The sequence below is a fragment of the Eisenbergiella sp. OF01-20 genome, from assembly GCF_003478085.1.
Lineage (GTDB): Bacteria > Bacillota > Clostridia > Lachnospirales > Lachnospiraceae > Eisenbergiella.
Window position 1 is genome coordinate 24,692 of record NZ_QUES01000003.1, and the last position, 25,976, is coordinate 50,667.

Annotated in this window: 18 protein-coding genes; 14 read left to right on the forward strand and 4 right to left on the reverse strand. The window is 47.6% G+C overall.

The window, feature by feature from the left end; genetic code table 11:
• Window positions 1-53: 53 nt before the first annotated feature.
• From DXA36_RS05615 to DXA36_RS05625, 3 genes are all read left to right on the forward strand, one after another.
• Window positions 54-1,697 (forward strand): ABC transporter substrate-binding protein, encoded by a 1,644-nt coding sequence (locus tag DXA36_RS05615; protein ID WP_118677190.1) that lies wholly within the window; start codon window positions 54-56, stop codon window positions 1,695-1,697.
• A 253-nt stretch (window positions 1,698-1,950) separates the two neighbouring features.
• Entirely contained in the window at window positions 1,951-4,104 is a 2,154-nt protein-coding gene (locus tag DXA36_RS05620; protein ID WP_182478947.1) for a beta-galactosidase, read from the forward strand.
• A gap of 688 nt (window positions 4,105-4,792) precedes the next feature.
• Window positions 4,793-6,676, forward strand: coding sequence for a hypothetical protein (locus DXA36_RS05625; RefSeq protein WP_118677194.1), 1,884 nt, complete (start codon window positions 4,793-4,795; stop codon window positions 6,674-6,676).
• Between the two features lie 20 nt (window positions 6,677-6,696).
• On the opposite strand, the gene DXA36_RS05630 is transcribed toward DXA36_RS05625, so the two are convergent.
• The gene (locus tag DXA36_RS05630) at window positions 6,697-7,608 is read right to left on the reverse strand and encodes a LysR family transcriptional regulator (protein WP_118677196.1); all 912 of its coding nucleotides are present in this window, start codon (window positions 7,606-7,608) and stop codon (window positions 6,697-6,699) included.
• A 195-nt stretch (window positions 7,609-7,803) separates the two neighbouring features.
• Here DXA36_RS05630 and DXA36_RS05635 point away from each other — a divergent pair, with 195 nt between their 5' ends.
• From DXA36_RS05635 to DXA36_RS05655, 5 genes are all read left to right on the forward strand, one after another.
• Window positions 7,804-8,292 carry a MarR family winged helix-turn-helix transcriptional regulator gene (locus DXA36_RS05635; protein ID WP_182478948.1) on the forward strand — a complete coding sequence of 163 codons (489 nt, stop codon included), beginning with the start codon at window positions 7,804-7,806 and terminating at the stop codon, window positions 8,290-8,292.
• Entirely contained in the window at window positions 8,289-10,094 is a 1,806-nt protein-coding gene (locus tag DXA36_RS05640) for an ABC transporter ATP-binding protein (RefSeq protein ID WP_118677200.1), read from the forward strand. Before DXA36_RS05635 ends, DXA36_RS05640 begins: the two co-directional genes overlap by 4 nt.
• On the forward strand, window positions 10,087-12,018 hold the full coding sequence (locus DXA36_RS05645) for an ABC transporter ATP-binding protein (RefSeq protein ID WP_118677202.1): 1,932 nt from the start codon (window positions 10,087-10,089) through the stop codon (window positions 12,016-12,018). Before DXA36_RS05640 ends, DXA36_RS05645 begins: the two co-directional genes overlap by 8 nt.
• Before the next feature lie 128 nt (window positions 12,019-12,146).
• Window positions 12,147-13,127: a DMT family transporter gene (locus tag DXA36_RS05650; protein WP_118677204.1), complete on the forward strand. Its 981-nt coding sequence runs from the start codon at window positions 12,147-12,149 to the stop codon at window positions 13,125-13,127.
• Window positions 13,108-13,785, forward strand: coding sequence for an HD domain-containing protein (locus DXA36_RS05655; protein WP_118677206.1), 678 nt, complete (start codon window positions 13,108-13,110; stop codon window positions 13,783-13,785). The genes DXA36_RS05650 and DXA36_RS05655 overlap by 20 nt, the downstream gene beginning before the upstream one ends.
• Window positions 13,786-13,810: 25 nt before the next feature.
• On the opposite strand, the gene DXA36_RS05660 is transcribed toward DXA36_RS05655, so the two are convergent.
• The 3 genes from DXA36_RS05660 to DXA36_RS05670 all read right to left on the reverse strand — a co-directional run bounded on the left by DXA36_RS05660 (window position 13,811) and on the right by DXA36_RS05670 (window position 18,340).
• Window positions 13,811-14,821 (reverse strand): hypothetical protein, encoded by a 1,011-nt coding sequence (locus tag DXA36_RS05660; RefSeq protein ID WP_118677208.1) that lies wholly within the window; start codon window positions 14,819-14,821, stop codon window positions 13,811-13,813.
• Window positions 14,822-14,960: 139 nt separating this feature from the next.
• A complete protein-coding gene (locus tag DXA36_RS05665; RefSeq protein ID WP_118677210.1) occupies window positions 14,961-16,796 on the reverse strand; it encodes a sensor histidine kinase in 1,836 nt (611 codons plus the stop codon).
• A 14-nt stretch (window positions 16,797-16,810) separates the two neighbouring features.
• Complete coding sequence (locus DXA36_RS05670) at window positions 16,811-18,340, reverse strand: helix-turn-helix domain-containing protein (RefSeq protein WP_118677211.1); 1,530 nt, start codon at window positions 18,338-18,340, stop codon at window positions 16,811-16,813.
• Window positions 18,341-18,646: 306 nt separating this feature from the next.
• On the opposite strand from DXA36_RS05670, the gene DXA36_RS05675 reads away from it, so the two are divergent.
• The 6 genes from DXA36_RS05675 (at window position 18,647) to DXA36_RS05700 (ending at window position 25,958) form a co-directional block, all read left to right on the forward strand.
• A complete protein-coding gene (locus tag DXA36_RS05675) occupies window positions 18,647-19,564 on the forward strand; it encodes an ABC transporter permease (protein ID WP_118677213.1) in 918 nt (305 codons plus the stop codon).
• A 16-nt stretch (window positions 19,565-19,580) separates the two neighbouring features.
• Window positions 19,581-20,474, forward strand: a complete 894-nt coding sequence (locus DXA36_RS05680) for a carbohydrate ABC transporter permease (RefSeq protein WP_118677215.1) — start codon at window positions 19,581-19,583, stop codon at window positions 20,472-20,474.
• Window positions 20,475-20,556: 82 nt separating this feature from the next.
• Window positions 20,557-22,173 (forward strand): ABC transporter substrate-binding protein, encoded by a 1,617-nt coding sequence (locus tag DXA36_RS05685; protein WP_118677217.1) that lies wholly within the window; start codon window positions 20,557-20,559, stop codon window positions 22,171-22,173.
• A 64-nt stretch (window positions 22,174-22,237) separates the two neighbouring features.
• Complete coding sequence (locus DXA36_RS05690) at window positions 22,238-24,658, forward strand: glycoside hydrolase family 98 domain-containing protein (protein WP_118677219.1); 2,421 nt, start codon at window positions 22,238-22,240, stop codon at window positions 24,656-24,658.
• Between the two features lie 168 nt (window positions 24,659-24,826).
• A complete protein-coding gene (gene mscL, locus DXA36_RS05695; RefSeq protein ID WP_118677678.1) occupies window positions 24,827-25,267 on the forward strand; it encodes a large conductance mechanosensitive channel protein MscL in 441 nt (146 codons plus the stop codon).
• 85 nt (window positions 25,268-25,352) lie between these two features.
• Window positions 25,353-25,958: a cytidylate kinase-like family protein gene (locus tag DXA36_RS05700; RefSeq protein WP_118677221.1), complete on the forward strand. Its 606-nt coding sequence runs from the start codon at window positions 25,353-25,355 to the stop codon at window positions 25,956-25,958.
• Window positions 25,959-25,976 lie beyond the last annotated feature (18 nt).

The window sequence follows — 25,976 nt, forward strand, 5'->3', positions numbered from 1 at the left end:
AATGCAAATAATTGGCCTAATTATTTACATATAAATTAAAATGGAGGTAGGATATGAAAAAAACAAGAAAAAAAGCACTGGCAGTGATTCTGAGTGCGGCAATGCTGTTCTCTCTTGCAGGCTGCGGAAGTAGTCCCGCAGCAGGAGGCGGAAGCATACCTACAGCAGAAGGCGATTCGGAAAGCACCCAGGCGGGCACGGAAGTTGATGCCCCGGCGGCGTCTGGGTCCGGAATAAGCGAGGACAGCCCTTATGTGGACAAAGGACTGGACTTATCAGAACCGGTTACTGTAATTATGTACGCCATTGGGGACAGACCGGAGGATATGGATATGGTTTTGGAGGAGTTGAATACCAAATATCTGAATCCCTGGCTGAACACAACACTGGAAATGCAGTTTTTAAACTGGAGTGATTATACCACTAAATATTCCCTGGTATTAGCTGGAAGTGAGCCGGTTGATCTGATGTATACCTCATCCTGGTGCTACTATAACGACGAAGCGGCAAAAGGGGCCTTCCGTGAACTGGATCCGGAATGGTTGAAAACATATATGCCGATCAGTTATCCGCAGCAGCCGGCGGAAAGCTGGGATCAGATATCCATCAACGGAAAAATTTTAGCCGTTCCCAAATCAAACGCAGCCTTTAACGGTTATAACTTTATCGCAGTCCGTTCGGATCTGATGGAACAATACGGAATGGATACCATTGACAGCTGGGACAGCATGAAGGAATATCTGTATGCTGCTGCTGCGGATAAAGGAAGCGGTATATCCGCCAGCGGACAGACGGCAAACAGAGAAGAATTTGTAAAACTCTGGAACCAGAAGGAAGGGCTGAATACGCTGGCCACCGGTTTTGATTATCTGTATTATCATCATAATTCAGTGAAAGCACCGGATTTTGATACCGATGTCATCTATAAATATACATCTGACAGCTTCAGGGACTATTGCCTGGAAATGGCTGATATGGCGGCACAGGGAGTGTGGTCCGCCAACGCAATCAATGATACAAACGAAGCCAGGGCGGCGTTTGAAAATGGAACCTCTGCAAGCTTTGTATGGAATGAAACTATTTATGACGCAGGAAAGGCTTTGGAAGAAGCTGGTCTTGGAACATATGAGGCCTATGATGTCACACCCGATGTTGCAAGAGCCCGCGGAAGCTATGCGGATGATGCGGTGGCTATAACAACAAGCTCCAAAAATCCGGAAAGAGCCGGTCTGGTTCTGGATTGTCTGAAAGGATTTTCCGAAGTAAATAATCTGATTCTTGGGGGGATTGAAGGGGTGCATTGGACACTGAATGAAGACGGAACCAGAGGTCTCACGGATGAATCCGGAAAATATGCATGGAATTCCTGGGCATGGGGAATCCAAAGGGGAGATCAGCCGGACGAAGAAGGAATGGATCCCCGAAAACTTTCTTTCCGGGATAAATGTGAAGCGAAGGAGTTTGTTCCTGAAACCGCCGGCTTTACTTTTGATAAAGGTCCTGTAGAAACCGAGCTTTCCGTTATTAACGCTATCCGTGATGAATATCTGACCAGCTTCTTCCTCGGGGTATTCGGGGATCAGACAGAAGCTAAATGTAATGAATTTAAAGAAAAGCTGGAGGCGGCAGGGCTTGATAAGGTAACAGCAGAAATGAAGACCCAATATGAAGCATACTGTGAGAAAAAAGGCTACTGAAAAGACTGCGGAAACAGATGTCCGAATGCTGAGGTAAAAAGGGCGGAAAGGCTCCCGCATGGAGAAAGTCCATGCGAGAGCCTTTGCGGCAGAAAGAGGACACGAAGGAGAGGGTATGGAAAAAAAGGTTGAAATCGTGTATGCTTATGATGTGTAGGATGTTTATTAGGAAATACTGGATATCGGCTTTCCCTGGATAAGGATGGAAATACTCCGGAAGGACCGAAAGCCAGAGAAAAGAAAGGGGAGGTTTATGGATAACATAATCAAAGTAACATGGCAGGAAAACGAGAGAATAAAACTGCCTTTGTGTGGAAAAGACAGCCGGGGGAACCTGTATGAGGTGGATAACCTGAGCTTTATGAAGAACGGGAAGCGTTTTCTCCCTGTCATGGGAGAATTTCACTATTCCCGCTATGAGCCTGCGGATTGGGAGGAAGAGCTCCTGAAAATGAAGGCAGGAGGTATCCGCATTGTGGCCACCTATGTTTTCTGGATACACCATGAGGAACGAAAAGGCGAATGGGATTTCACGGGCTGCAGGGATCTGCGGCGGTTCCTCGATGTATGCAAAAAAGCAGGCCTGCAGGTATGGCTGCGTATCGGCCCCTGGGCTCATGGGGAATGCAGGAACGGCGGTTTTCCCGACTGGCTGGTTAAGGAATGCGGGGACAGGCTGCGCAGCAATGCTCCGGTATATCTGCAGGAGGTGGAACGGTTCTACCGGAAAATAGGGGAACAGGCGGCAGGCCGGATGGCGAAAGACGGAGGGCCTGTCATCGGCGTTCAGCTGGAAAATGAGTATGGACACTGCGGCGGCGGGCCGTCATCCACAGAGGAATGTATGGCACATATGCGTACTCTGAAGAAAATGGCATTGGATGCTTCCCTGGAGGTTCCTTATTATACTTCCACCGGCTGGGGAGGAGGTATTGTGGTGGACGGGGAAACCCTTCCTGTACTGGGAGGCTATGTGGATGCTCCCTGGGCGGAGCATGTGGAGGAAATGCCGGCCAGCGCCAATTTTGTCTTTTCCTCCTACAAGCAGGATGAAAACATCGGTTCCGATCTAAAGCGGCAGGAAAGCAGAAATTTTACATTTTCAATTGAAAAAAACCCTTACCTAACGGCAGAGCTGGGAGGCGGTCTGCAGGTGACCTCCCACAGAAGGACGTACCCCTATCCGGAGGATATTGAGGCCCAGGCTTTGTGTATGCTGGGAAGCGGGGCCAATCTGCTGGGATATTATATGTATCACGGCGGTATTAACCCGGAAGGAAAGGATACGACTCTTCAGGAGTCCAGGGCTACCGGCTATAACAACGATCTTCCGGTAAAAAGCTACGATTTCCAGACCTGTATCAGGGAGTCGGGTGAAGTGAAGGAAAGCTATGGCCGGCTCCGAAGGCTTCACCTGTTCCTGGAGGACTTCGGTGAGGAACTGGCGGGAAGCCTTACTTATTTTCCGGAAAAAAGGCCGGGATCCCCGGAGGATATGCATACCCTGCGTACCACGGCCCGTATAAACCAGGATACGGGTACAGGATTTCTCTTTGTCAATAACCATCAGAGAAAGCGTGTCATGGAAGAGCGTGTCAACGCGGCGGTTAAGCTGGTGATGCCGGATGGAGAGCTTATACTGGATTCACTGCATATACAATCCGGGGCCTGCGGAATCATTCCTTTCCGGCTTTCCTGCGGGACCGGTTTCCTGGAAAAAACAAATGCGTTTCTGCTGTGCCGTCTTGGCAGCCGGTATTTCTTTTATACGGATGGAGAACCGGTTTATCAGTGGAAGGATCAGGAAGGGGATGTGGTAACGCTCACTTCGGGGCAGGCCAGCCGGGCCTGCAGAATCGGGGATACTCTTTATATTCCGGAACACGCGGACAGCTGCCTTATTGAGAGGGAGGGAAGAATATGCCTTCTGACCGTCCATGAGGAGGAAAAAGTGCTATGTTATGGTAGTACGGGAGAACCGGAGGAAAAGAGCTTCCGGACCGGGCCGGTAAAGGTGGCGGTGGGGACAGAACTTTTGGAAAGCGGAGGACTTGCCGGCGGGGAACAGGAATATTGTGAATATCAGGTCAGCCTGGGAGCCGTCCCTGTGGATAACATTCATCAGCTGTATCTGGAAGCGGATTATGCCGGTGACAGGGCAGAGGTTTACCTGGACGGAAAGCTGGCGGATGACTGGTTTACGACGGGTGAAACCTGGCATATCGCCCTGAAACGGTTTGGGTATCCGGCCAGTCTGGTTATCCGCATTTACTCCAGTGACCATCCGATTCCTAATCCTTATGGAAACCGGGTGTATTATGACCTTCCCGTAGAGGAGGGGTGTGTGCTTAAGGGAGTGAAGGCGATTCCCGAGTATACGATGGAAATATCACGGCGTATGATGTGATTCCTCTATTTGTGGCTAGAATGAAATCAAGTCATTCCCTATTTGCATTCTTTTTGGTTATGGATGCGGGAGACGGGAGTGAAAGCAAAAAAAATGGCAGAGAGGTTCCCCTGCATAGGGCCTTTCTGTCATTTTGGCCTGAAAAAGCGTTCTAATGAGATAAGGATAATGAGACGGAAGTGCCGGAAGGGACGCAGGAGGGGACGACGCAGAACGCAAGGCGCCGTCTGGACGGTTGCCTTGACGGTACATATTAAAAAATATTGTGTAATAAAGTGTTGCATATTTAATTTGATAGTGATAAGATTAAGCAAATAATCATTCTGACTTCCTGTCTGTGATATCAATTGTTCGGTAGTGTTATTTCTGAAAATATTCCCATTTGTTTGCCTGTTTTCTTGTGTTTTTCACCTGCCCCTTATGTTTTTACCTGTACCGTTTAGCCGCAAGCCCTTTTTTCGATAATGGCAAAAGTGTTGTCTTTTGTTATTGTATCTATTCTATTCCCTGTTTTTCTGTTTACTTCCGTTCATCTAATCCTGCATCCTTCCTCTAGTCGTTTCCTTTATTTCACCATCAGCCTGTTGCCGGTTATTGTGATCGGACCGGCGGACTTAAGTAACTATTTAACCGATGCACTTTTTTAAAACAGTGCGTATACGTACATAAGTACAGATAAGGAGAACAAATGAAAAAAGTAGTACCAAAGGTATTTGATAAGAAAAAGAAAAGAGTGCGGCTATTTATGATTGCCGTCATGCTGCTAATAAGCTTTCTTTGCTTTTGCCGTATGTACAGAGGTTACCATACGGAAAATGCCGATATGAAGACCTTTCTGGCGGACAGCGGGCTGAAAGCGGAATTATCATATCTGCCGAACGAGGATAAGGTGCAGGCCGGCAATAGCATGTCCGCCGCAGAAAATATCCTTTTTAATCAGATGCAAAAGGATTTAGAATCGATAACTGTATATTTGGAGGGCTTGGAAGAAGCCGTTGAGAAAAATAAGGAAGAAATACTCCGCTTGGAAATCAACCAGGGGGAAGGTGAAAACGAACTGCAGAATAATGAAGATTCCACGGATCAAAACCTGTCAGGTGAAGTCAAAAAACTTATGGAGCATTTGGACCAGGTTAGCGATAAGATAACCAACACCCAAAATGACATAAAAGAAGCGTTGGAAGATAGCAATAGTACAAATTCCTCATGGAGAGAGGCTGTTCTTGAAAAATTTGCTGATATTACTATCAATCTGGCGGATATCAATGTATCTGTTGATACGGCGCATTCCGAACTGAAAAAATTAATTGAGGCTGTAAAGACGGAGGGAAAGGAAAATCATAAGGAGCTGCTTACTGTTTTAGAAGAGCTTAATACCTCCTTTTCCGATGAGAATACCTCGAACCTTGGGGCGCTTCTGCTATCCCTGCAGACACAGACCGATACTTTAAAAACGCAATATGAGAGTATAGATACTAATTTAAGCAATGGATTCGGGCAGTTAACGGACAATGTGACAATCGTTAACCAGGGGATTACCGATACAAAAACAGAGGTCTTGGAGGGATTACAGAAAATAGATACAAATATGGGCCGGAACCATACTTCTGCTGCAATGGCGATCGCAGACAGCAGGGAAGCAATTATAGAGAGGATTGCTTCTATGGAGTCAAAAACGGAGAACCGTTTAGATAATCTGGACAGCGCAATCCAATCGGTTTTTCAATCTGTGAGTGACGGTAAAAAACGGCTGGCGACTGCGTTGCTCACTAAAAATGTTACAGTTGCCGATGATGCCGCATTTGTGGAAATGCAGCAGGCGATCCTTGCAATACCCCAAAAGATAGTAATCGGAGTCGAGCAGGTACCGGGAGAAATAGAGTATACCTATCATTATCATACGGGAGATACAGACAATGGGGGCGGCTGCTATACGGTTCGGCTCTATCATCAGCATTCGGCGGCTTGCTATACAAAAGCAACGTGTCAGCCATATTGTTTGGGATTGACACATGCATCCCGGAATGATCATTGGGATGTGCATGAAAATTCCCGTTTCATGCATCCGGATTGCGGTATGGGAATTATTTACAGAAGTCCGAAACATTTTGTAGGGGATCCCTGCAATTGCGATAAGTTATCTTCCCATACGTATGATAGATTGTCATGCGGAAAGACGAATGCAACACCAGAGGGTTGGGCGGCCGGATGCGGCTTTGTTGACGGACAGATTATCGAGGTCCGTATTATATACAATACGGATGCTTCCAAAACACAGACGGTAGATGCCATAACACAATCCAAAGAATATATACCGCAGATTTATGATGATGATACGACGGATCCCGGTCAGGCACCGGAAGAAAATAAGAAGGAAGCAGAAGGGGAATCGACCGAGTTACCTATGGAAACAGAGCGGGAAGCAACGGAGCCGCCTATGGAAACAGAACGGGAAGCAACGGAACCGTTCGGGGAAACAGAACGGGAAGCAGCAGAGCCGCCCATGGAAACGGAGCGGGAAGAAACAGAGCCGCCTATGGAAACAGAGCGGGATTCAATGCAGGTCTCCTGAGGGGACTTTAAGCGGTTTTGTCAGGGGCATACGAATTCCTTCTGCATCAATTCAATAAAACGCTTCAGCGCCGGATGCGTACTGCGGTTCTTGTAATAAAGCCCGAAGTGCAGAGGCGGCGTGTTTTCCATAGGAATATAGGAAAGCCCCGGAGCCCGCTGGCCCTGTATATCGGGTACCAGGGAAAACCCCAGACCGGCCCTGGCAAGTATGAGGATTGCAGAAAGATTATCACAAAAATAAATGTTTTCCAGGGAACGCTGGCCGATAAGGGGCGCAATGACTGCGGAAATCACAGGATGCGTCTGGCGGGGGTCACAGGCCAGGATACTCAGATCTTTTAAATCCCGGCAGGATAGGCTTTTCCGGGAGGCAAGCGGATGTTCCGGAGAGAGAATACAGGCGACAGGCGTTTGGGCAAGCAGGGCAAAGGCGCCTGTTTTTTTGGATGAGGCCCGGCGAACCGCAGTGTTTTCCTCCCTCTCCTCTGTAAAGCCGAACAGCACATGAAGCGCTTCTTCCTGCAGCTGGTTCTGCATGATAGGCAGAGGCCCCATTTTAATCAGCGGGTGAAGCCGGGGAAATTCTTCTGTGAGCCTGCGCAGTACAGGAGGGAGCAGGTTCTGTTCGGGAATGCCGGGACAGCCGATGGAAAATTCGGAAATATGTCCGGGATCACTGCTTGAAATCCGGGCCTTGGCCGCCCGTGTCCGTCCCAGGATATCCTTGGCATCACTGATAAAAGCAAAGCCGGCCGGTGTCAATTCCACAGAACGTGTGGTACGCACAAAAAGCCGGGTATTCAGCTCCGCTTCCAGGGATTGGATCTGGTGGCTGACTGCGGGCTGGGTAATATGCAGCTGCTCCGCCGCCCGTGCAAAATTAAGACAGTCCGATACGGCAAGAAAACATTCCAGTTGTATAGTATTCATAATAGCCCTTTCTTTTGGTATTTATAAAACATATTAATTAAATATATTTATTAATAATAACATTTTTCGATTTCACTTTCCAGAGGTTTTGTAGTAAAACTAGTAAATAAAGTTAACTAGTTAATATTTAAGACTTGATGTTTCCGGAAGGATTTCCGACACAGTTAGCCGGAAAATTACAGGAAAGGAATGGAAATGGAAAATAAAATGGATGATAATGTTTTGCGGCTGCTGAAAAAGCTGAGCCTGATGGTTTCCGTAAGAGAGGATCAGATTTTTGCAGAAAATGATTTGACGGCGGCCCAAAGCGATGTACTCAAGATCCTTCTGGATCAGGAAGGAAAGAAAGAAATCTTTTCCGTGGATATTCATAGGAAGCTGGGAATTTCCAAATCGGCTGTTTCCATGCTGCTGAAAAAACTGAGACAGAAAGGCTATATCGACCTGCAGTCTACTACCGGGGACGACCGCATGAAACAAATCCTGTTAACCCCCAGAGCCCGTCAGGTGAAGGAGGAGCTGGATAAAAAGATGGATCTATTCCAGAAATATTTATACCAGGGCTTTTCCGGAAGCGAATATGAACAGCTGGGCCAGTTGGTCGGCAGGATGCTTGCAAATCTGAAATCCGACGAGGAGGCGGCAGGGCAGGAACAGAAAATTAAGGAGGAAGTAATACTATGATTGCAACATTGCTCGGTCAGGTAAAACAATATCAAAAAGACTCGATACTGACCCCCTTTTTTACGGCGGTGGAAGTGCTGATGGAGGTGCTCATTCCTTTTGTCACCGCCCAGATAATTGATAAGGGAATTGAAGCGGGAAATATAGAAAATGTATATTCTTACGGCTTACTGATGCTGGTTCTTGCCGCGTTTTCCCTGGTTTCCGGTATTCTTGCGGGTACCTTTGCAGCCAGGGCTTCCTCCGGCTTTGCCTGTAACCTCCGGGACGGGATGTATGAAAACATACAGACATTCTCTTTTTCCAACATAGATAAATACAGCACGGCAGGTCTGGTCACCAGGATGACCACGGATGTCACGAATGTACAGAACTCCTACCAGATGATACTCCGTATAGCAGTCAGGGCGCCTTTGATGCTGATCTGCAGTATGCTCATGTGCTTTGCCATCAATGCGAGGCTGAGCCTGTTATTTGTAGGGGCTATGGTGGTACTGTCCGCCGTGCTTTTGTTTATCATGAGCCATGCCACGCGGATATTTGATGTGGTATTCAAAAAATACGATGACTTAAATGCCAGCGTCCAGGAAAATGTATCCGCCATCCGTGTAGTGAAGGCTTTTGTAAGAGAAGATTATGAAAACGATAAATTCACCCGGGCTGCACAGAACCTGTACCGGCTTTTCACAAAAGCGGAAGGTATCCTGGCCTTTAACAATCCGGCCATGATGCTGGTGGTCTATGGATGCATTCTTCTGCTTTCCTGGTTTGGTGCCAGATTTGTGGTAGCGGGAAATCTTACCACCGGCCAGCTGACATCCATGTTCAGCTATGTAATGAGCATATTGATGTCCCTTATGATGCTGTCTATGATTTTTGTCATGGTAACCATGAGTGCGGCCAGCGGCAGGCGGATTGCCCAGGTGCTGACAGAGGTTCCGGATATGAAAAATGCACAGAATCCGGTCATGGATATTCCCGACGGAAGGATCGACTTTGACCATGTGAGCTTCGCGTATAAGGCGGGTAGAAAGCAGGAAGGGGAAGAAAGGGAAGAAACCCTGACGGACATCGACCTGCATATCCGATCCGGGGAAACGATAGGAATTATCGGCGGCACCGGCTGCGGTAAATCCAGCCTTGTTAACCTGGTAAGCCGTTTATACGATGTAACAGAAGGCGCTGTCCGGGTTGGCGGGCGGAATGTGAAGGAATATGACTGTGAGGCGTTAAGAAACCAGGTGTCGGTGGTCCTGCAGAAAAACGTACTGTTCTCCGGTACCATATTGGAAAACCTGAGATGGGGGAATGAAAATGCCACCCTGGAGGAATGCCGGGAAGCCTGCCGGCAGGCCTGTGCCGATGAATTCATAAACCGGTTCCCGGACGGTTATGAGACTTATATCGAACAGGGAGGCAGCAATGTTTCCGGCGGACAGAAGCAGCGGCTTTGTATAGCCAGAGCGCTGTTGAAAAAGCCCGGGATACTGATTCTGGACGATTCCACAAGCGCGGTGGACACGGCAACGGATGCGAAGATCAGAAGCGCTTTTGCAGAAAAAATACCGGGAACCACCAAGCTGATCATTGCCCAGCGGATTTCGTCCGTCCAGGATGCGGATCGGATTGTAGTGCTGGACAACGGAAAGCTGAACGGCTTCGGAAGCCATGAAGAACTTCTCCAATCCAACGCTATTTATCAGGAGATTTATGAAGGGCAGACACGGGGCGGAGGCGATTTCGATCAGCAGCCCGGAACCGGCGTCGAAGATACAGGAAAGGCAGGTGCTGTTAATGGCTGACAGAATGAAAAAGGTAATGCAGGGAGCTATGGGCCCTGAGAAAGGCGATAAATTACAGAATCCGGGCAAGACCCTGCTGCGGCTTCTGGGCATTATGATAAAAGGGTACGGAATACAGGCAGGGATTGTTTTTATCTGCATTATAGGGGCCGCCCTGTGTACCCTGAAAGGCACCTTATTTATGCAGACGCTTATTGACGAGTATATCCTTCCGTTAACCAGTACCCCAAATCCTGATTTTGCTCCCTTGCTGCAGGCTCTGGGATCCATGGCCGCCATATATGCGGCGGGAATAGTCTGTTCTTATGGCTATAACCGGATTATGGTAAATGTCAGCCAGGGAACGATGCGCAACCTGCGTATCCGGCTTTTCACCCATATGGAATCCCTGCCTGTTAAGTATTTTGATACCCATGCCCATGGAGATATTATGTCCGTTTATACCAATGATGTGGATACCCTCCGGCAGCTTATGGGACAGAGCATACCCCAGGTTATCAATTCAGCGGTCACGGTGGTTATGACTCTTGTCAGTATGATTCTCCTGAATATCCCCCTGACATTGGTAACCCTGTTTACGGTGGGTATCATGCTGTTTGTTACAAGCAGGCTAAGCGGTTTGTCCGGACAGTATTTTGTTAAACAGCAGTCGGATCTGGGACGCGTGAACGGTTATATTGAAGAAATGATGGAAGGGCAGAAGGTAGTGAAGGTGTTCTGTCATGAGAAACGGAGCCTGGAACAGTTCCGGGAAATCAACGGGGAACTGAAAAACAGCGCGGATCTGGCAAACCGGATATCGAATATCATGATGCCGGTAAATGCCAACCTGGGGAATATCAGCTATGTGCTTTGCGCTATCCTGGGGGCAGTCCTGGCGCTGAACGGTTACGTGGGTCTGACTTTGGGAACCCTGGTTTCGTTTCTTACCCTGAATAAAAACTTTACCCAGCCTATCACCCAGATAAGCCAGCAGATGAACAGCATTGTAATGGCTATGGCAGGGGCGGGACGCGTTTTTGCCCTGCTGGATGAAGCCCCGGAAACCGACGACGGTTATGTGGAGCTGGTAAATGCGCGCCGGCTGCCGGATGGTTCCGTGACAGAAGCCCATGAACGGACCGGTATATGGGCATGGAAGCATCCGCATAAGGCGGAGGGAACGATAACCTACACGAAACTGGAAGGGGATGTAACCTTTCATGATGTGGATTTCGGCTACGAGGAAGAGAAAATTGTCCTCCACAACATTAAAATGTTTGCCGCACCGGGGCAGAAGCTGGCTTTTGTGGGAAGCACAGGAGCCGGAAAAACTACAATTACCAATCTGATTAACCGTTTTTATGATATCCAGGATGGAAAAATCCGCTATGATAACATCAACATCAATAAAATAAAAAAAGCCGATCTGCGCCGTTCCCTTGGCATAGTCCTTCAGGATACCCATCTATTTACAGGAACGGTAATGGATAATATCCGGTATGGACGTCTGGAGGCGACCGACGAAGAATGCCGGGCGGCGGCAAAACTGGCCAATGCGGATGGCTTTATCCGGCGGCTTCCGGAAGGCTACCAGACCGTCCTCACCGGGGACGGAGGCAGCCTGAGCCAGGGACAGAGGCAGCTTCTGGCCATTGCCCGGGCCGCGGTGGCGGATCCGCCGGTGCTGATTCTGGACGAAGCCACTTCCTCCATTGATACCAGAACGGAAAAGCTTGTGCAGAAGGGAATGGATGAACTGATGAAGGGAAGAACCACCTTTGTCATCGCCCACAGGCTGTCCACGATCCGGAATGCCGACTGTATCATGGTTATGGAACAGGGGAGGATTATTGAACGGGGTAACCATGAGCAGCTGATGGAGGAAAAGGGGAAATATTATCAGCTTTATACGGGAATTTCAGGAGGCAAGAAGATATCATAAAGGCAGGGCTTGCAAAACAGAAGAAAAGGAAGTAAGGTAATAAGGCGGGAAGCAACAGTCAAATATCCTGCCAGCATGGATACTTGGCTTGTTGCCCGCGGGAATAATAATAAAGGAGCCTGAAACCAATGAATTCTTCTTCCTCACAAACACATATGAACAAAACGGGCGTGGTGTTTATCTGCGCCCTTATTTGCTGTTTTCTCTGGGGCAGCGCTTTTCCTTGTATCAAGCTTGGATATGAGCTGTTTGCAATCGGTGCCTCGGACAGCGCTTCCCAGATTGTTTTTGCCGGGACACGGTTCACCCTTGCCGGTATTCTTGTCATTCTGTTCGGCAGTTTCCTTGGCAGAAAGCCGCTGGTTCCTGCCAGGACAAGCCTGCATATGGTGCTTAAGCTGGCTGTGGTACAGACGGTGGGACAATATATTTTCTTCTATATCGGGCTGGCCCATACCTCCGGGGTGAAGTCTTCTGTCATCGGCGCATCCAATGTATTCCTATCCATACTGGTGGCTGTAGTCATCTTTCGTATGGAAAAGCTCACGGCTAAAAAAGTACTTGGCTGCGCGGCAGGTTTTGCAGGTGTAGTGCTCATTAACGTCAGCGGTCAAAGCCTGGATATGAATGTTTCTTTCCTGGGAGAAGGGTTTATTTTCCTTTCTGCGGTGAGCTATGCTTTTTCATCGGCCCTGATTAAGCGGTATTCGGACAAAGAAAATCCGGTAACGCTGAGCGGCTGGCAGTTTTTAGTGGGCGGGATCGCACTTGCCTGCTTCGGCCTGGCCGCAGGCGGCAGAATCCGCTTTGACGGAGCAGGACCGGCGGGGTTGGGGCTGCTGCTGTATATGGCTTTTATTTCCGCAGCCGCCTATACGCTGTGGGGGATTCTCCTGAAATATAACCCGGTGGCGAGGGTGGCGGTGTTCGGGTTCATGAACCCGGTATTCGGTGTTCTGCTTTCCGCCCTGTTTCTCGGGGAAAGCAGCCAGGCCTTCGGTCTGACCGGTGTGGCGGCGTTGCTTCTCGTCTGTGTGGGTATTATGATTGTGAACGGGCCGGCAGGTGCGGGAAAGGAGAGGAGAGAGGATGAATTGGAAAGCGTTTGAAAAAACAGAAGCCTATATGCTTTCCTGTATGGAAGACAGCGCCCATGATAAGGAGCATATTTACCGTGTGTTATATACGGCGCTGGATATTGCATCCGGGGAGAAGGACGTGGATTATGAGATCTTAATCACAGCCTGCCTCCTGCACGATATCGGGCGCAAAGAGCAGTTTGAAAATCCCGCTCTGTGCCATGCGGCTGTGGGCGGAGATAAGGCTTTTGGTTTTCTTCTGGAGAATGGCTGGACGAAGGAACGGGCCGGCAGAGTGAAAGAGGCGATAGCCGCACACCGGTTCCGTTCGGATAAACCGCCTGTTTCGGCCGAAGCCAGAATCGTATTTGATGCGGATAAACTGGATGTGACAGGCGCTATAGGGATAGCGCGGACCTTGCTTTATGCCGGTGAGACGGGCTGTCCTCTCTATACGAAGAACAGCGACGGGACTGTGGATGACGGTTCCGGAGACGGGGAGGATTGTTTTTTCAGGGAATATAAGCGCAAGCTGGAGACGCTGTATGACCGGTTCTTTACAAGGCGTGGGGCGGAACTGGCGGCGGGAAGGAAGGCGGCCGCAGAAGCTTTTTATACCAGCATGCGAAAGGAGACAGAGGAAACCTACCGGCTGGGGAAGGAATGGATGGAGAAGCTGGCGGAGTAAAGGAAACTTTTCCGGAAGAAGGCCTTTAGTAAACCGGAACAACATTAATAATTTCATTATCCTCCACATCAAACTGCCACACGGAATGACCCGGAAGCCGGTGTTCGGTGAGGTAATAGTGGCCGTCAAAGGCGGTAATATAATAAGGAGTCCCGCCGCCGATAAAATACGAATAAATATCCTCGTAATCCCCGTCAGCCAGGGAACGCAGATCTTTTGTCCGTATAAAAGTGGCGTAATCCTGATTGAAATCCGCATCTGTGGAAACGGTGATATAATAATAATCCTCTATTTTAATGAGCTGGACCATCCCGGCAATTTCCGGGGGAACCGGATATTCCTCCAGTATTTTTAAATCTGAAAGCCTTGCCCGGATAATGGTGGAATTACCGGATACGAAATAGATCGCATCCCCCATAATGGTGAAGGAGCGGACATAAATCCCGTTCAGTTTATCAATGGAACGGATATCCTTTAATACCATGCGGGTGGAATCTTTTTCCCGGGCGAACACATAGAGTTCTCCGGTCATGGAGCTGAGGGCATAAAAACAGCGGGTTTTTTCATCATAAACGATATAATGCGGCCTTATGCCGATATCGGAAAAGGTCTGGGTATGGATAAAGCGGCCGTTCTCTTGCTCGAATATCAGGATGCGGTTGTTCTCCGTATCATCAGCCAGCCAGACTTCTCCGTCACCGGCGACGGTATGTCCCCGGTTGATTTCATCTGTCATAATCTCCCATTCATTTAACGGACGTGTCAGGGAATCGCTGTAAATGATCTCATCATGATAGCAGTCCACCAGGAAATAGGTATCCTGCAGTTTTGTAATATAGGTGGGGACGCTCAGGTCAAAGTAAGGATTGACCCGGGGGTCCTTTTCTTCCTTGGAGGCTTCGTTTACTTCGGAAAGCTGGAGGAAGGCTTCCCGGGTGCGGGTGCGTCGGATATAAAACAGTATTCCGGCAGCCGACAGAAAAATAAGCAGGAAAACGATGCAGACAGAAAGAATAGTCGTCGTCTTTTTCTTCATGGTAATCCAGGCCTTTCATGAAACTGTGAAGGTACGGAACAGTTAAAGTATAACACAAGATGGACAGGGCGCAAAGAGGGACCGGCTGGGTGTAGATAAAAAAGCAGGCGCCGCCCGGGGACTCTGTCGTTCCCATATTTTATAGGCCTGTCCCTTCCGGAATCGGAAGCCGGACAATGGCAATGGTGCCTTCCGGCGTATTATGTTCAAAGGAAAGCCCATAGCGGGGGCCATACAGCAGTGTGAGACGGGAAGATACATTGTGTATGCCGTAGCCATGCCCGTTTTTCCCTTGAACAGCGCCTCCGTTTGGCATAGTGAGGGGAGAGTTTTTCATGCCAATCCCATCATCGGTTATGCGGATGATAATAGTTTTGCCGTTTTCCTTTTCTATCCTTATGGAAAGATGCCCGGGTATTTTCTTACTTTCCTGCAGCCCATGGGTAATTGCATTTTCTACCAGGGGTTGAAGGGTAGTTTTCGGTATCAGGTATTCCATCAGGTCATTGTCGAATTCCTCTTCATAAATAAATGTGTCGGGAAAGCGCAGCTTTTGAAGACGGATATAGGAACGTACGTGTTCCGCTTCCTCTCTCAGCGGGATAAATTCTTTTCCGTTGCTCAGGCTGAGCCGGTAAAAGGTGGCCAAAGAGGATACGGCGTCTTCAATCTGGGTAAGCATCCCTTCTTCGGCAAACCATTGAATCATATCCAGTGTGTTGTAAAGGAAATGGGGATTGATCTGTGCCTGCAGGATTTTAAGCTCCGCTGTTTTTGTTTCCTGGCCGAGAAGATATTCCTTTTCAATCAGCTCCTGCATGGCGTGTATCATGTAATTATAGGTGCTTGTCAATTCTCCGATTTCGTCCTTTCCCTGAATGAAAGAAGCGGGCAGAGGAATCAGTTCGCCTTTTTTTACATGCCTCATCCGGGAGGTAAGGCGTATGATCCTTCCGGACATGGTTTTCGATAATACAGTGGATAAAAAGAGGCAGAAAACCAGAAGAATTCCTCCGATAAGAAAAGTAAAATTGCGGTGTAGGTAATATTCGCTTAACAGACTGCTGGCGGGAAGCATCGTTATCAGTGTCAGCGGGTAGGACTGGAGTGACTGGCGGATGACAAAATAATCGATTCCTTCCAATTGGAACTTTTTCCAGGAGTCCAGTGTGTTTTTGTCCGGAACGGGGACGGATCCGGTCAATTCTTCATACAGAGGTTCCGTGCCCTCTGCGGATAATGCGATCAGGTTTCCTGTTTCTTCAGATACCAGGAAGGTCAGGGCATTGTCAAAATTATTGGGGCTTATGGCTTCATTCAGATAGCCGCCTGAAAAATCGAGCCGTATCACTGCAAGCGGGGAAGGATAATAATTTTTATCGGGAATGACACGGGCTATTGACAGAAAAACCTCCTCTTTATATTCCGCAAGTTCTTTGGAAGAAAGAATATAGAATGAAGTCCGATCCTTATGATAAGAAGAATACACGCGGGTAAACCAGTCTTCCGTTTTAATAGAGGAATACGTGGAATAACGGGTTTCATTATTGAAATAGGGAAAGGAATCATCAAAGAAAACACGGATATCGCAATCGGTAACCGAATTTCTTATTTGTATGGGAATACAGGAATACATGGCCTTCTCAAATTCACTTCTGTCCTTACGGATTCCGCTGTAATCGTAATCAGGGCCGGGGTGGGAAAAAATGTCCGTGACGGTTTCCATCATGGAAAAGCTGTATGTCATATTATCATATTTCTGAATGATATTTTCCAGGGACAATGTGATTTTCTCAGAAGTGGCTTCTGCGGAATTAAGCAGCTTCCGTTCCAGGATCCGTGCGGAGTTGGTATAAAGCAGCGCCGTAAGCAGAAGGATAGCAAGAACAGAAAGTGTGAGATGGGAAATAAGAAGCTTATACTCCATCTTCAGATCATACAGGTAAGCAGATTTCAGCTTGTTGAATAATTTCATAACAATACCCTTTTCTAAGAAATACAGCCTCTGTATGCAGAGGGTGTCATTCCTGTATATTTCTTAAACAGCTTCGTAAAATAATTCTGATCGGTAAAACCGCAGCAGCCTGCGATATCGGATATTTTCTGATCACTCTTAAGAAGCAGGGAGGAAGCCATATCAATCCGGTAGGATATAATATACTGGTTAATTGTTGTTCCGGTTTCCTGCTTGAAAAGCTGGCTGATATAAGACTGCGATAACTTCAGGCGTTCACTCAAAAACTGCAGGCCAAGCCCGGGGTTCCCGTAATTTTCTTCAATGAGCTTCTTCAGTTTCCCGGAGACGGACAGCCGGGACTCATTAGTCCTTATAAAATCAAAGTAAGACTGATACAGGTTCACGGCAATGGTATGCAGCTCCCGTAGTGTGGCGGCGGAGGAAATAACGTCCCAAAGCTGCTGATTGCTTGCAGACGGAAAGGTAAAATGGTGGATGAGGCAATGCTGGAACAACTGGGAAAGAATCCCATAGTAATTTTCTCTTACCACACTGATCAGGCCGGCAGGATGCTGCTGGTAAGATTCATACAAGGACTGCAGAAGTAAGAAGCAGGTGTCGGGATCATTCTGCTTTACCGAACCCAGAAGCCCGCGGCGGAAACTTTCATCCGGGACAAACTCCGGGGATACGGAAGGGCCGGCAAAGGAAACGGAGTTCATGCCGAGGAAGAAGTTTTGCTGCAGACTGATAACAGCAGACTGATAGGAATGATAGATCTCCTGTATATTTTCGGCGATAACCCCTACGGCTATAAAGTAAGATGTATTCTTCAGTAAATAGGAGGCTCTTTGGAACAGTGATTGAAAAAAGGATTCTGTAAGGGAAGAAACCAGCTGTTCCTTATCCGACAGCAGATGGATGACAAGTATATTATCATGATGATCTCCTGAAATATAACGAAGTCCGCTGTGCGTGAGTAAGCCGCCTAATTTATCGGTAAGACCGGAAGGAATCCCGTCACCGGAAAGGATCTGTATCAGAATCGTCCGGGAATCCGCAAAATGGAGAAGAGAAAGGGAACAGTCTTGCAAAAGAGAAGATAACTGGCCTGCGTCCGGCTTGGGTACACAAAGCAGCCGGACCAGCCGGGCTTCCTTTATTTTGGAGGCAAAAGCAGAATTCTGCAGGTTACTGCAGTAGGAGACCGCTTCCTTTACGGCAGCAATGGCCTGTTCCGGTGAAACCGGTTTATCTATATACGAAAGGGCATGGAGTGAGATTGCGGAACGGAGGTATTCCTTATCCGAATAGCCGCTTAAAAAGAGAATGACACAGTCAGGATACAGTTCCCTGATAGCGGCTGCCATTTCTATGCCGTCCATCCGGGGCATACGGATATCGGAGATAAGGATATCTATTTTCACATGTCCCGCAATTTCATATCCCTGTTCCCCGTCTCCTGCTTCCAGGACACGTGCAATACCCAGGGCCTTCCAATCGATTTTATCCAGCAGTTTTTTTCTGACATGATATTCGTCATCTACCAGTAACAGATTCATAAATCGCTCTCCGTTTATACGTAACCGTTCAGACAAGTCTGAACGGTTGCGTTTATACTACATTAGTTTCCGTCTTTACTATAAACAGATTGTAACATAAGGAAAACGGGGTTTCCATAAACTTAGAGGCGAGTGGAAGAATTTACTAGAAGTCAAAGAATTTACTACTATTTTCATGGATTCTTCCAGCAGACGGGAGAATTTACTATTGAGGATACGGAGAAGAAATACATATAATGACGCTGTAGAGAATAACAAATGCCGCCCGGCGTACATACGTCGTGTGGAGAATACAGGGGAAGAATAATGAAGAAAAGAGGATTCTGGATACAGGTACGGAAAAACAGGACATTGCTGTATATGCTCCTGCCGGCTTTGCTTTATGTGGTAATTTTCAGCTATATTCCTATGTTCGGGATAATGATAGCGTTTAAAAATTATAACTATAATGACGGGATTCTGGGAAGCCCGTGGTGCGGGCTGCAGAACTTTGCCTACCTGAAAATATCCGGTAAGCTGTGGGCGCTGACACGAAATACCCTTCTGTATAATCTGGCTTTTATTGTTTTCGGTGTGATTTTTGAAGTCGGCTTTGCAATAATGCTGAGCGAAATTACGAAAAAAACATTCAAAAAGGCGGCCCAGGCATTTATGTTTCTTCCGTATTTTATTTCCTGGGTAGTGGTTTCCACTGTAATGCTCAATATATTTGGACAGAACGGGGTTTTGAGCAATATCCTCAGCACGTTTGGCATGGAGGATTTCAGTATTTACCAGCAGGTAAAGCAGTGGCCCGTAGTAATGGTCGGTATCAGATTGTGGAAGCAGACCGGATACGGAACGGTGGTATATCTGGCAGCTATTGCGGGATTGAACCAGGAAATATATGAAGCCGCCTCTATAGACGGCGCCAATATCTGGAAGAAAATACGATATATAACGATCCCTGGCCTGAAGCCCACTATTTTTATCATGTTCCTTTTGGCGGTCGGGAATATATTCCGCGGAGACTTCGGTATGTTCTATCAGCTTGTGGGAAATAACCAGCTTCTTCTGGAGACATCGGATGTGATTGATACCTTTGTTTACCGCTCGCTGATTACCACCCCCAATATCGGAATGTCGGCGGCAGCAGGTTTTTATCAGTCTGTACTCTGCTTCGTCACAATTGTTGCGGTGAACGGGTTTGTCAAGAGGATTGATCCGGATTATACACTGTTTTAATGACTGGGAGGACATTATGAAAATAAAAAAAGGGAAAGACGAAAGAATTTTTCTGGGTATTGCCTATGTGATGACAGCATTATTTGCAATCGTATGTCTGCTGCCGTTTTACCTGATATTGGTTGGTTCCTTTACCAAAGAGAGCACGATACTGACGGAAGGCTACAGCTTCTTCCTGACAGCCCGGAATTTTTCCATGGAAGCTTATAAGATGGCTTTTAAGAGTCCGGACACAATTGTACAGGCTTATGGCATCACTTTATTTGTTACGGTAACGGGAACGGTAATTGCGGTGGGATTGTCGGCTATGACAGGTTACGTGCTGGCAAGGCCGGATTTTCCCTGGAGAAATAAGATTTCATTTTTCTTTTTCTTTACCACCCTGTTCAGCGGAGGGCTTGTACCGTGGTATTTAATGTGTTCCAAGTTTTTTAAATTCAACAACCATATCTATTCACTCATTCTGCCGTGTTTGTTTTCCGTTTGGAACATGATTATAGCAAAAAGCTTTATGAAAGGCATTCCGTTTGAACTGACAGAGGCAGCCAAGGTGGACGGGGCGGGAGACTTCCATATTTTCTGGAGGATTATACTGCCGACGGCAAAACCGCTGATTGCCACATTAGGGCTTTTTACCGCTCTTACCTACTGGAACGACTGGTATAACTGCATGCTGTTTATGAGTACGGGAGGAACCTGGAATCTGCAGTATACGCTTCAGAATATTCTCAACAGCTCGGAGGCGCTTAAGAGAATTGCCTCCATGACAGGAATGCAGGTGGGACAGGTGCCAACGGAAGGGCTGAAATTGTCCATGACAATAATTGCAACCGGACCTATCATCCTGTTGTATCCGTTCCTTCAGAAGTATTTTGTAAAAGGAATGACAATAGGGGCCGTAAAGGGCTGAAGAAAACACAAATAAAGAAATCCGTGGCTGTAAAAAAGGAACAGTTACGAGAACTTTATTCATAAATTTAAGGAGGGATATCATGAAAAACAAATGGATGAAAAAGCTGTCTGTACTGGTTGCCGTTGTAATGGCTGCGGGGTTGTGCGCCTGTTCAGGTGCCGCGGATACCGGACAGGAAGGATCCGGTGCGGCGCCGGTACAGGAGACCGCGCAGGAGCAGGCCCGGGATGAGGAAGTTTCACCGGAAAGCCCTTACTATGGAAAGGGCTATGATTTGGCGGAAACAGAAACTATTGTCTTGTATGTGCTGGGGGATGAACCAAAGGATATGGAAAAGGTGCTGGAGGAAGCAAACAGTAAATATCTCCTGCCGAACCTGAATTCGAACCTGGAAATTAAATTCCTGAACTGGAGCGATTACCAGACGAAGTATTCCCTGGTACTGGCAGGAGGGGAAAACGTGGATTTAATCTATACCGCTTCCTGGTGCTACTATAACGAAGAAGCCGCCAAGGGCGCCTTCAAGGAAATGGATATGGATTTTGTGCAGACCTATCTTCCCTATAGCTTTGAACAGCAGCCGGAGGTAAGCTGGGAGCAGGCTAAGATAGGTGATAAATTATTTGCGGTGCCGAAGGGGAATGCATCCTTCAGTAATTATGATTTTATTGTGGCAAGAAAGGATTTGATAGATAAATATCAGCTGACGGAACCGGAGGATTGGGACAGCTTTAAAGTGTTCCTGAAGGAGCTGGCTAAGGTACAGAGTGAAACAGGTGTGGTTGCCCTGAATACCAACGCCAACAGAAACCAGACATTAGAGCCGTATTTACAGGCAAAGGGTTACGATTACTTTACCGAAGGCTTTGACTATTTTTATAATGCAGGCAATAAGGAGGAGCTTCCTGCGTGGGATTCGGTGCTTTATCTTTATACCTCGGATCTGTATCTGGACTATGCGGAAGAAATGGCGGAGCTGGCAGCAGACGGTGTTTGGTCTAAGGATGCGATTAATGATACCAACGATGCAACCGCTTATTTTGAAAATGGGACATCAGGATGCATAGGCTGGAACTTCTCGGCGGTTGATGCCGGTGAAAAGCTGGAAAAGGCCGGCCTGGGAACCTTCAGTGTATATGATGTATCTCCGGATATCCATATGGCAAGGAGCCGTTACAACGGAGATATGATCGCCATTGCCACCAACTCCAAGCATCCGGAGAGAGCGGCTCTTGTTCTTGATTATATGAAAAGCGATGTGGATTTGAACCGTACCCTTTTGGGGGGAATCCGGGGGGAACACTGGGATCTGAACGAGGATGGACAGAGAATGGTATTGGAGGCTGCCGGGAATTACAGCTGGAACAGCTGGGGCTGGGCGCTGAACCGTGCAGATGAGCCGGTTATGGCAGGAACCGATGAAAGAAGGCTGGCGATTAGTGACAGCATTGATTCCAGGGAACTGTTTGCGGAAGTAGCAGGGTTTACTTTTGACTCTTCTTCCGTTGCCGCAGAGCTTTCCGTTGTCAATTCGATTGTGGATGAGTATGAATACAGCTTTTCCCTTGGTATTTACGGCGACAATACGGAAGCAAAATTCAATGAATTTAAAGGAAAACTGGAAGCAGCCGGACTGGATAAGGTGACGGAAGCTATGAAAACACAGTATGAGGCCTTTGCAGCAAAGAATCAGTAAACAGAGAAAAAGGGCGCCCGATGGTGCCCTTTTTTAAATACCGGATAAAGAATGGAGAGTACGTATGAGCGAGCAACAGCCGGATAGGGAAAAGGATGATAATGCATGGGGGGAAAGAAAGGAAAACTCCCAATTTCTGGCGCCGTTTCAAGATCAGGAAATCACAGACATTGCGCTGCATTTTAAATGGACAAAAACGAAGGGCAGCAAGGCCGCCGCATATGTGCTGGAACTGGCGGATAATCAGGAATTTAGGGACGCAGCAAAGCTGGAAGCCGCCATTTTGCCTGATTCTGATGTGGGGTACTATTTTCCCCGGACAGAGGAACTGCCCCGACATGAAGGGATTTGGCATGCCAGAGTGAGAGAAACGGGAAGCGATAAATGGTCATGTCCTGTAAGCTTCCGTGTCAATAAAAAACATGGTAAAAATCCGGTAAAAAGGGAAATTAACCGGGAAAATCCATGGTTCACTATTTTTGATTACAGTGAGCATGAGCCTGCCGAGGTATGGGATCTGCTTCCGGAGGACCTGAAGCCGTATACCGGAATGGGATTAATCGCATCCTATAAGGCCAGGGCCGATAAAGTGACGGCGTATATGCTGGAGGAGGATGCGAAGGGGTATTTATGGCATTTGGGAGCACTGGGACCTCATGAGACACAGTTTGGTAAATATACGATAACCAGCCTTTCGGAAATCGAATATGTGATGCAGTACAGCCGCAATCTGGTGAGTACAGGCTTTGTGGAGCAGTATCTGGGGACAAAAGAGGAAAGCTATTGGAGAAACGAATATTTCTTCCGGCTGCTTGCCTTGTGTGCAAAGTATGGAATTACGTTTATCTATGCGGATGGAAACCGAAATAACCTGGAGCTTGCCGCCATGATAAAAAGACCGTTTTTCATGGACAAAATGAGAGAATATGCAGATTATTTTATTTTTTCGTATAAACAAAATCATGCCCATGCGGCATATTCCTGCTTTGGAGCCGTGCTTGGGGCATGGATTGACGGCGCCTGCGGCCAGATCGGGGTACAGCCGGAAAACTGGTACTGGAATGATGCCGGTTTCCGGGATGTACCGGGCGAGTGTCATGGATATCTGCAGGGAAATGAACAGCAGATATCCTTAGGGTTTACGGTGGAAATGCTTCTTACCGGATTGTCGCTGGGCGCGGTAAATTATTCCTGTGAAGGGGAAAGCTGGCTGATAGAATGCGGCCCTTATAATCAGCTTGTCTGGTCTGCCCAGGGACTTGCCGTGATCGCTTTTTTCAGGGCCGTTATCCTGCAAAAGCTGATTCCTGAGAAAACGGAGGTACTGAATAAAATACATATGGCGGTTGATTATAATGGCCATATGCCGGAAGAACTGGGAGATGCGTGGACGGGAGGGATTTTCCGGGAAATATTTATGCCGGTTTATCAGATCAGGAATAACATGGAGCTGATACCGAAGGAATCCAGATTTTATTATCTGCCTTTCGTAACAGACCGGCCGGATGCTTTTCGAGGTATGGGGAAGCTTTACGCGGGTGCGGCAGGAAGCGGGGAGGCTTATGAGACACTATGCCGTGCCTATCCGGTCGAAGCGGACGGAAATGCATACTATGCCCTGTTCAGGGATCTTATGATTATTATGCATTCCCGTGAAAATGAAGAGGAGGCCCAGTGGTTTTCCATACCCGGAAAGGACTGTTTCCTGCTGCATATACGCGGGGCTTTGGCGCTTTGGCAGTATCTGATTATTAAAAATAAAAAAGACAGCTGTTTTCTTCACGTAAACAGTGAAAAAGGAAAGAATATATGCTTCAGTCTGCGGTTGGCCCGGGAACCTTTCCGTATCGCAAATTCAGACAGGGTGAGCTTTCAATGGGCTGCCGGATGGCTGGAGATCACTGTAAAAGGAGATGGGATCCCCGTGGAAATTGCCGTTGCAGACAGGGCGGAAGCGCTGCCGGCGTTAGCCCCTCCGTATAAGAACCGGAAAAATAAGGAGTGCAGGCTTCTGTCCGAACTTCCCTGGTACCATTCGGAAACTTCACAAAATTGTCCTGTGCAGAAGGATATATGTGCAAATACAGCATATGGCAGGCTCCCTTTGGTGGTGGATCATCTGCGGTACAGTCATGGCCTGAGTATGGGGAACCGTACCAGAATTGTATGGAAGCTTGGCGGAAAATACCAACGGTTGTCATTCCGGTATGGATTTGATATTGACGCCTGGACACCGAAGATCTTGGACAGGGAACATATTATATGGGATCGGGAGGAGAAAACAATAAATATGCGGCTGCAGCTGTCAGGAGACGGCAGGACATTGTTTTGCTCCCCGAAGCTGACCGATACAGGCGGTACCTATACAGGAGAAGCGGATCTGACAGGGGTTGATATGTTGGAACTGACAACGGAAGGCGAGCTGTTTTCCGAAGATCCCTGTGCGCGGGTTTATCTGGATATTTTGAATCCGGTGCTTATCTGAGAGAAAAGAGATCCGCCGGACCGGTGAAAAACATGGCAGAAACGAGGTTAATATGATAAAATAAATTATAAACGCAGACTACACAGGTGACAAAGGGCCCTCCGCCCGCTGCCGGAGCGGCGCTCCCGGGACTGAAAAGGAATTTTACAGATGAGGAAAGGGAAAGCAATGAAAAAGTTTCTGAAGGAATTTGAAAAATTCATCATGCGCGGCAACGTGATCGATATGGCTGTCGGCGTCATTGTGGGTGCCGCCTTCCAGGGAATTGTGAATTCCCTGGTAAACGATGTGATTTCGCCTCTGCTGGGGCTGATTGCCAATACGGATTTAAGCTACCTTGTGCTCACTGTCAGAGGTGTGGATATTAAATACGGATCCTTTCTGACAGCGGTAATCAATTTTCTTATCATGGCCTTTGTGATCTTCCTGCTGGTAAAGGGCATCAATAAAATTGCAGAGCTTGGAAACAGGAAGGACAAAGAGAAAAAGGAGGAAGAGCCGGCAAAGCCTTCCACAAAAATCTGTCCCTATTGTAAAAGCGAGATACCGGCTGATGCAGTGAAATGCTGTCACTGTACCTCCGATTTGGAGGAACCGGTTTCTGAATAAATAACCTGCTGCAGACAGAGGGCATCTAATCGGACGGCCTGAAGTTCCATCCGGAAAAGTGCGGAAAGAAAAGGAGGGATTTGGTATGAAGAAAAAAGTAACGGTTACCATCGGACGTGAGTATGGAAGCGGCGGACGGGAAGTGGGTGAAAAGCTTGCGGAAAAGCTTGGCTTTACTTTCCTGGACAAAAACATCCTGAATGAAATTTCAGGGAAAAGCGGCATCAGTGTGGAAGAATTGATGGAAAACGATGAAAAGCCCTCCAGCCCTTTCCGGGAATCCTTTATTCCTTATGATTTTGACGCGGATACCCTGAGTGAGCGGCTGTTTGACATGCAGGCGGATTTGATACTGAATAAGACCCGGGAGGAATCCTGTGTGGTGGTGGGGCGCTGCGCCGATGTAATCCTGGAGTATCAGGATGATGTGGTGAATGTGTTTATTTATGCGGATATGGAAGATAAGATCAAACGGATTATGAAGCTGTATTCCCTGGAGGACAAGCAGAAGGCAGCGAAGCTGATTAAGAAAACAGAGAAAATCCGCAGGAATTATTACCAGTATTACACGGATGAGATCTGGGGGGATAAGAGGAATAAGGCTCTGATGATCAATACCTCGGCCTGTGGGGTAGAGGGGGCGGTGGAGATGATTACGGCTTATCTGAAGATGAAGGGGTATGTGGAGTAAGAGAACTCTAATACAGGA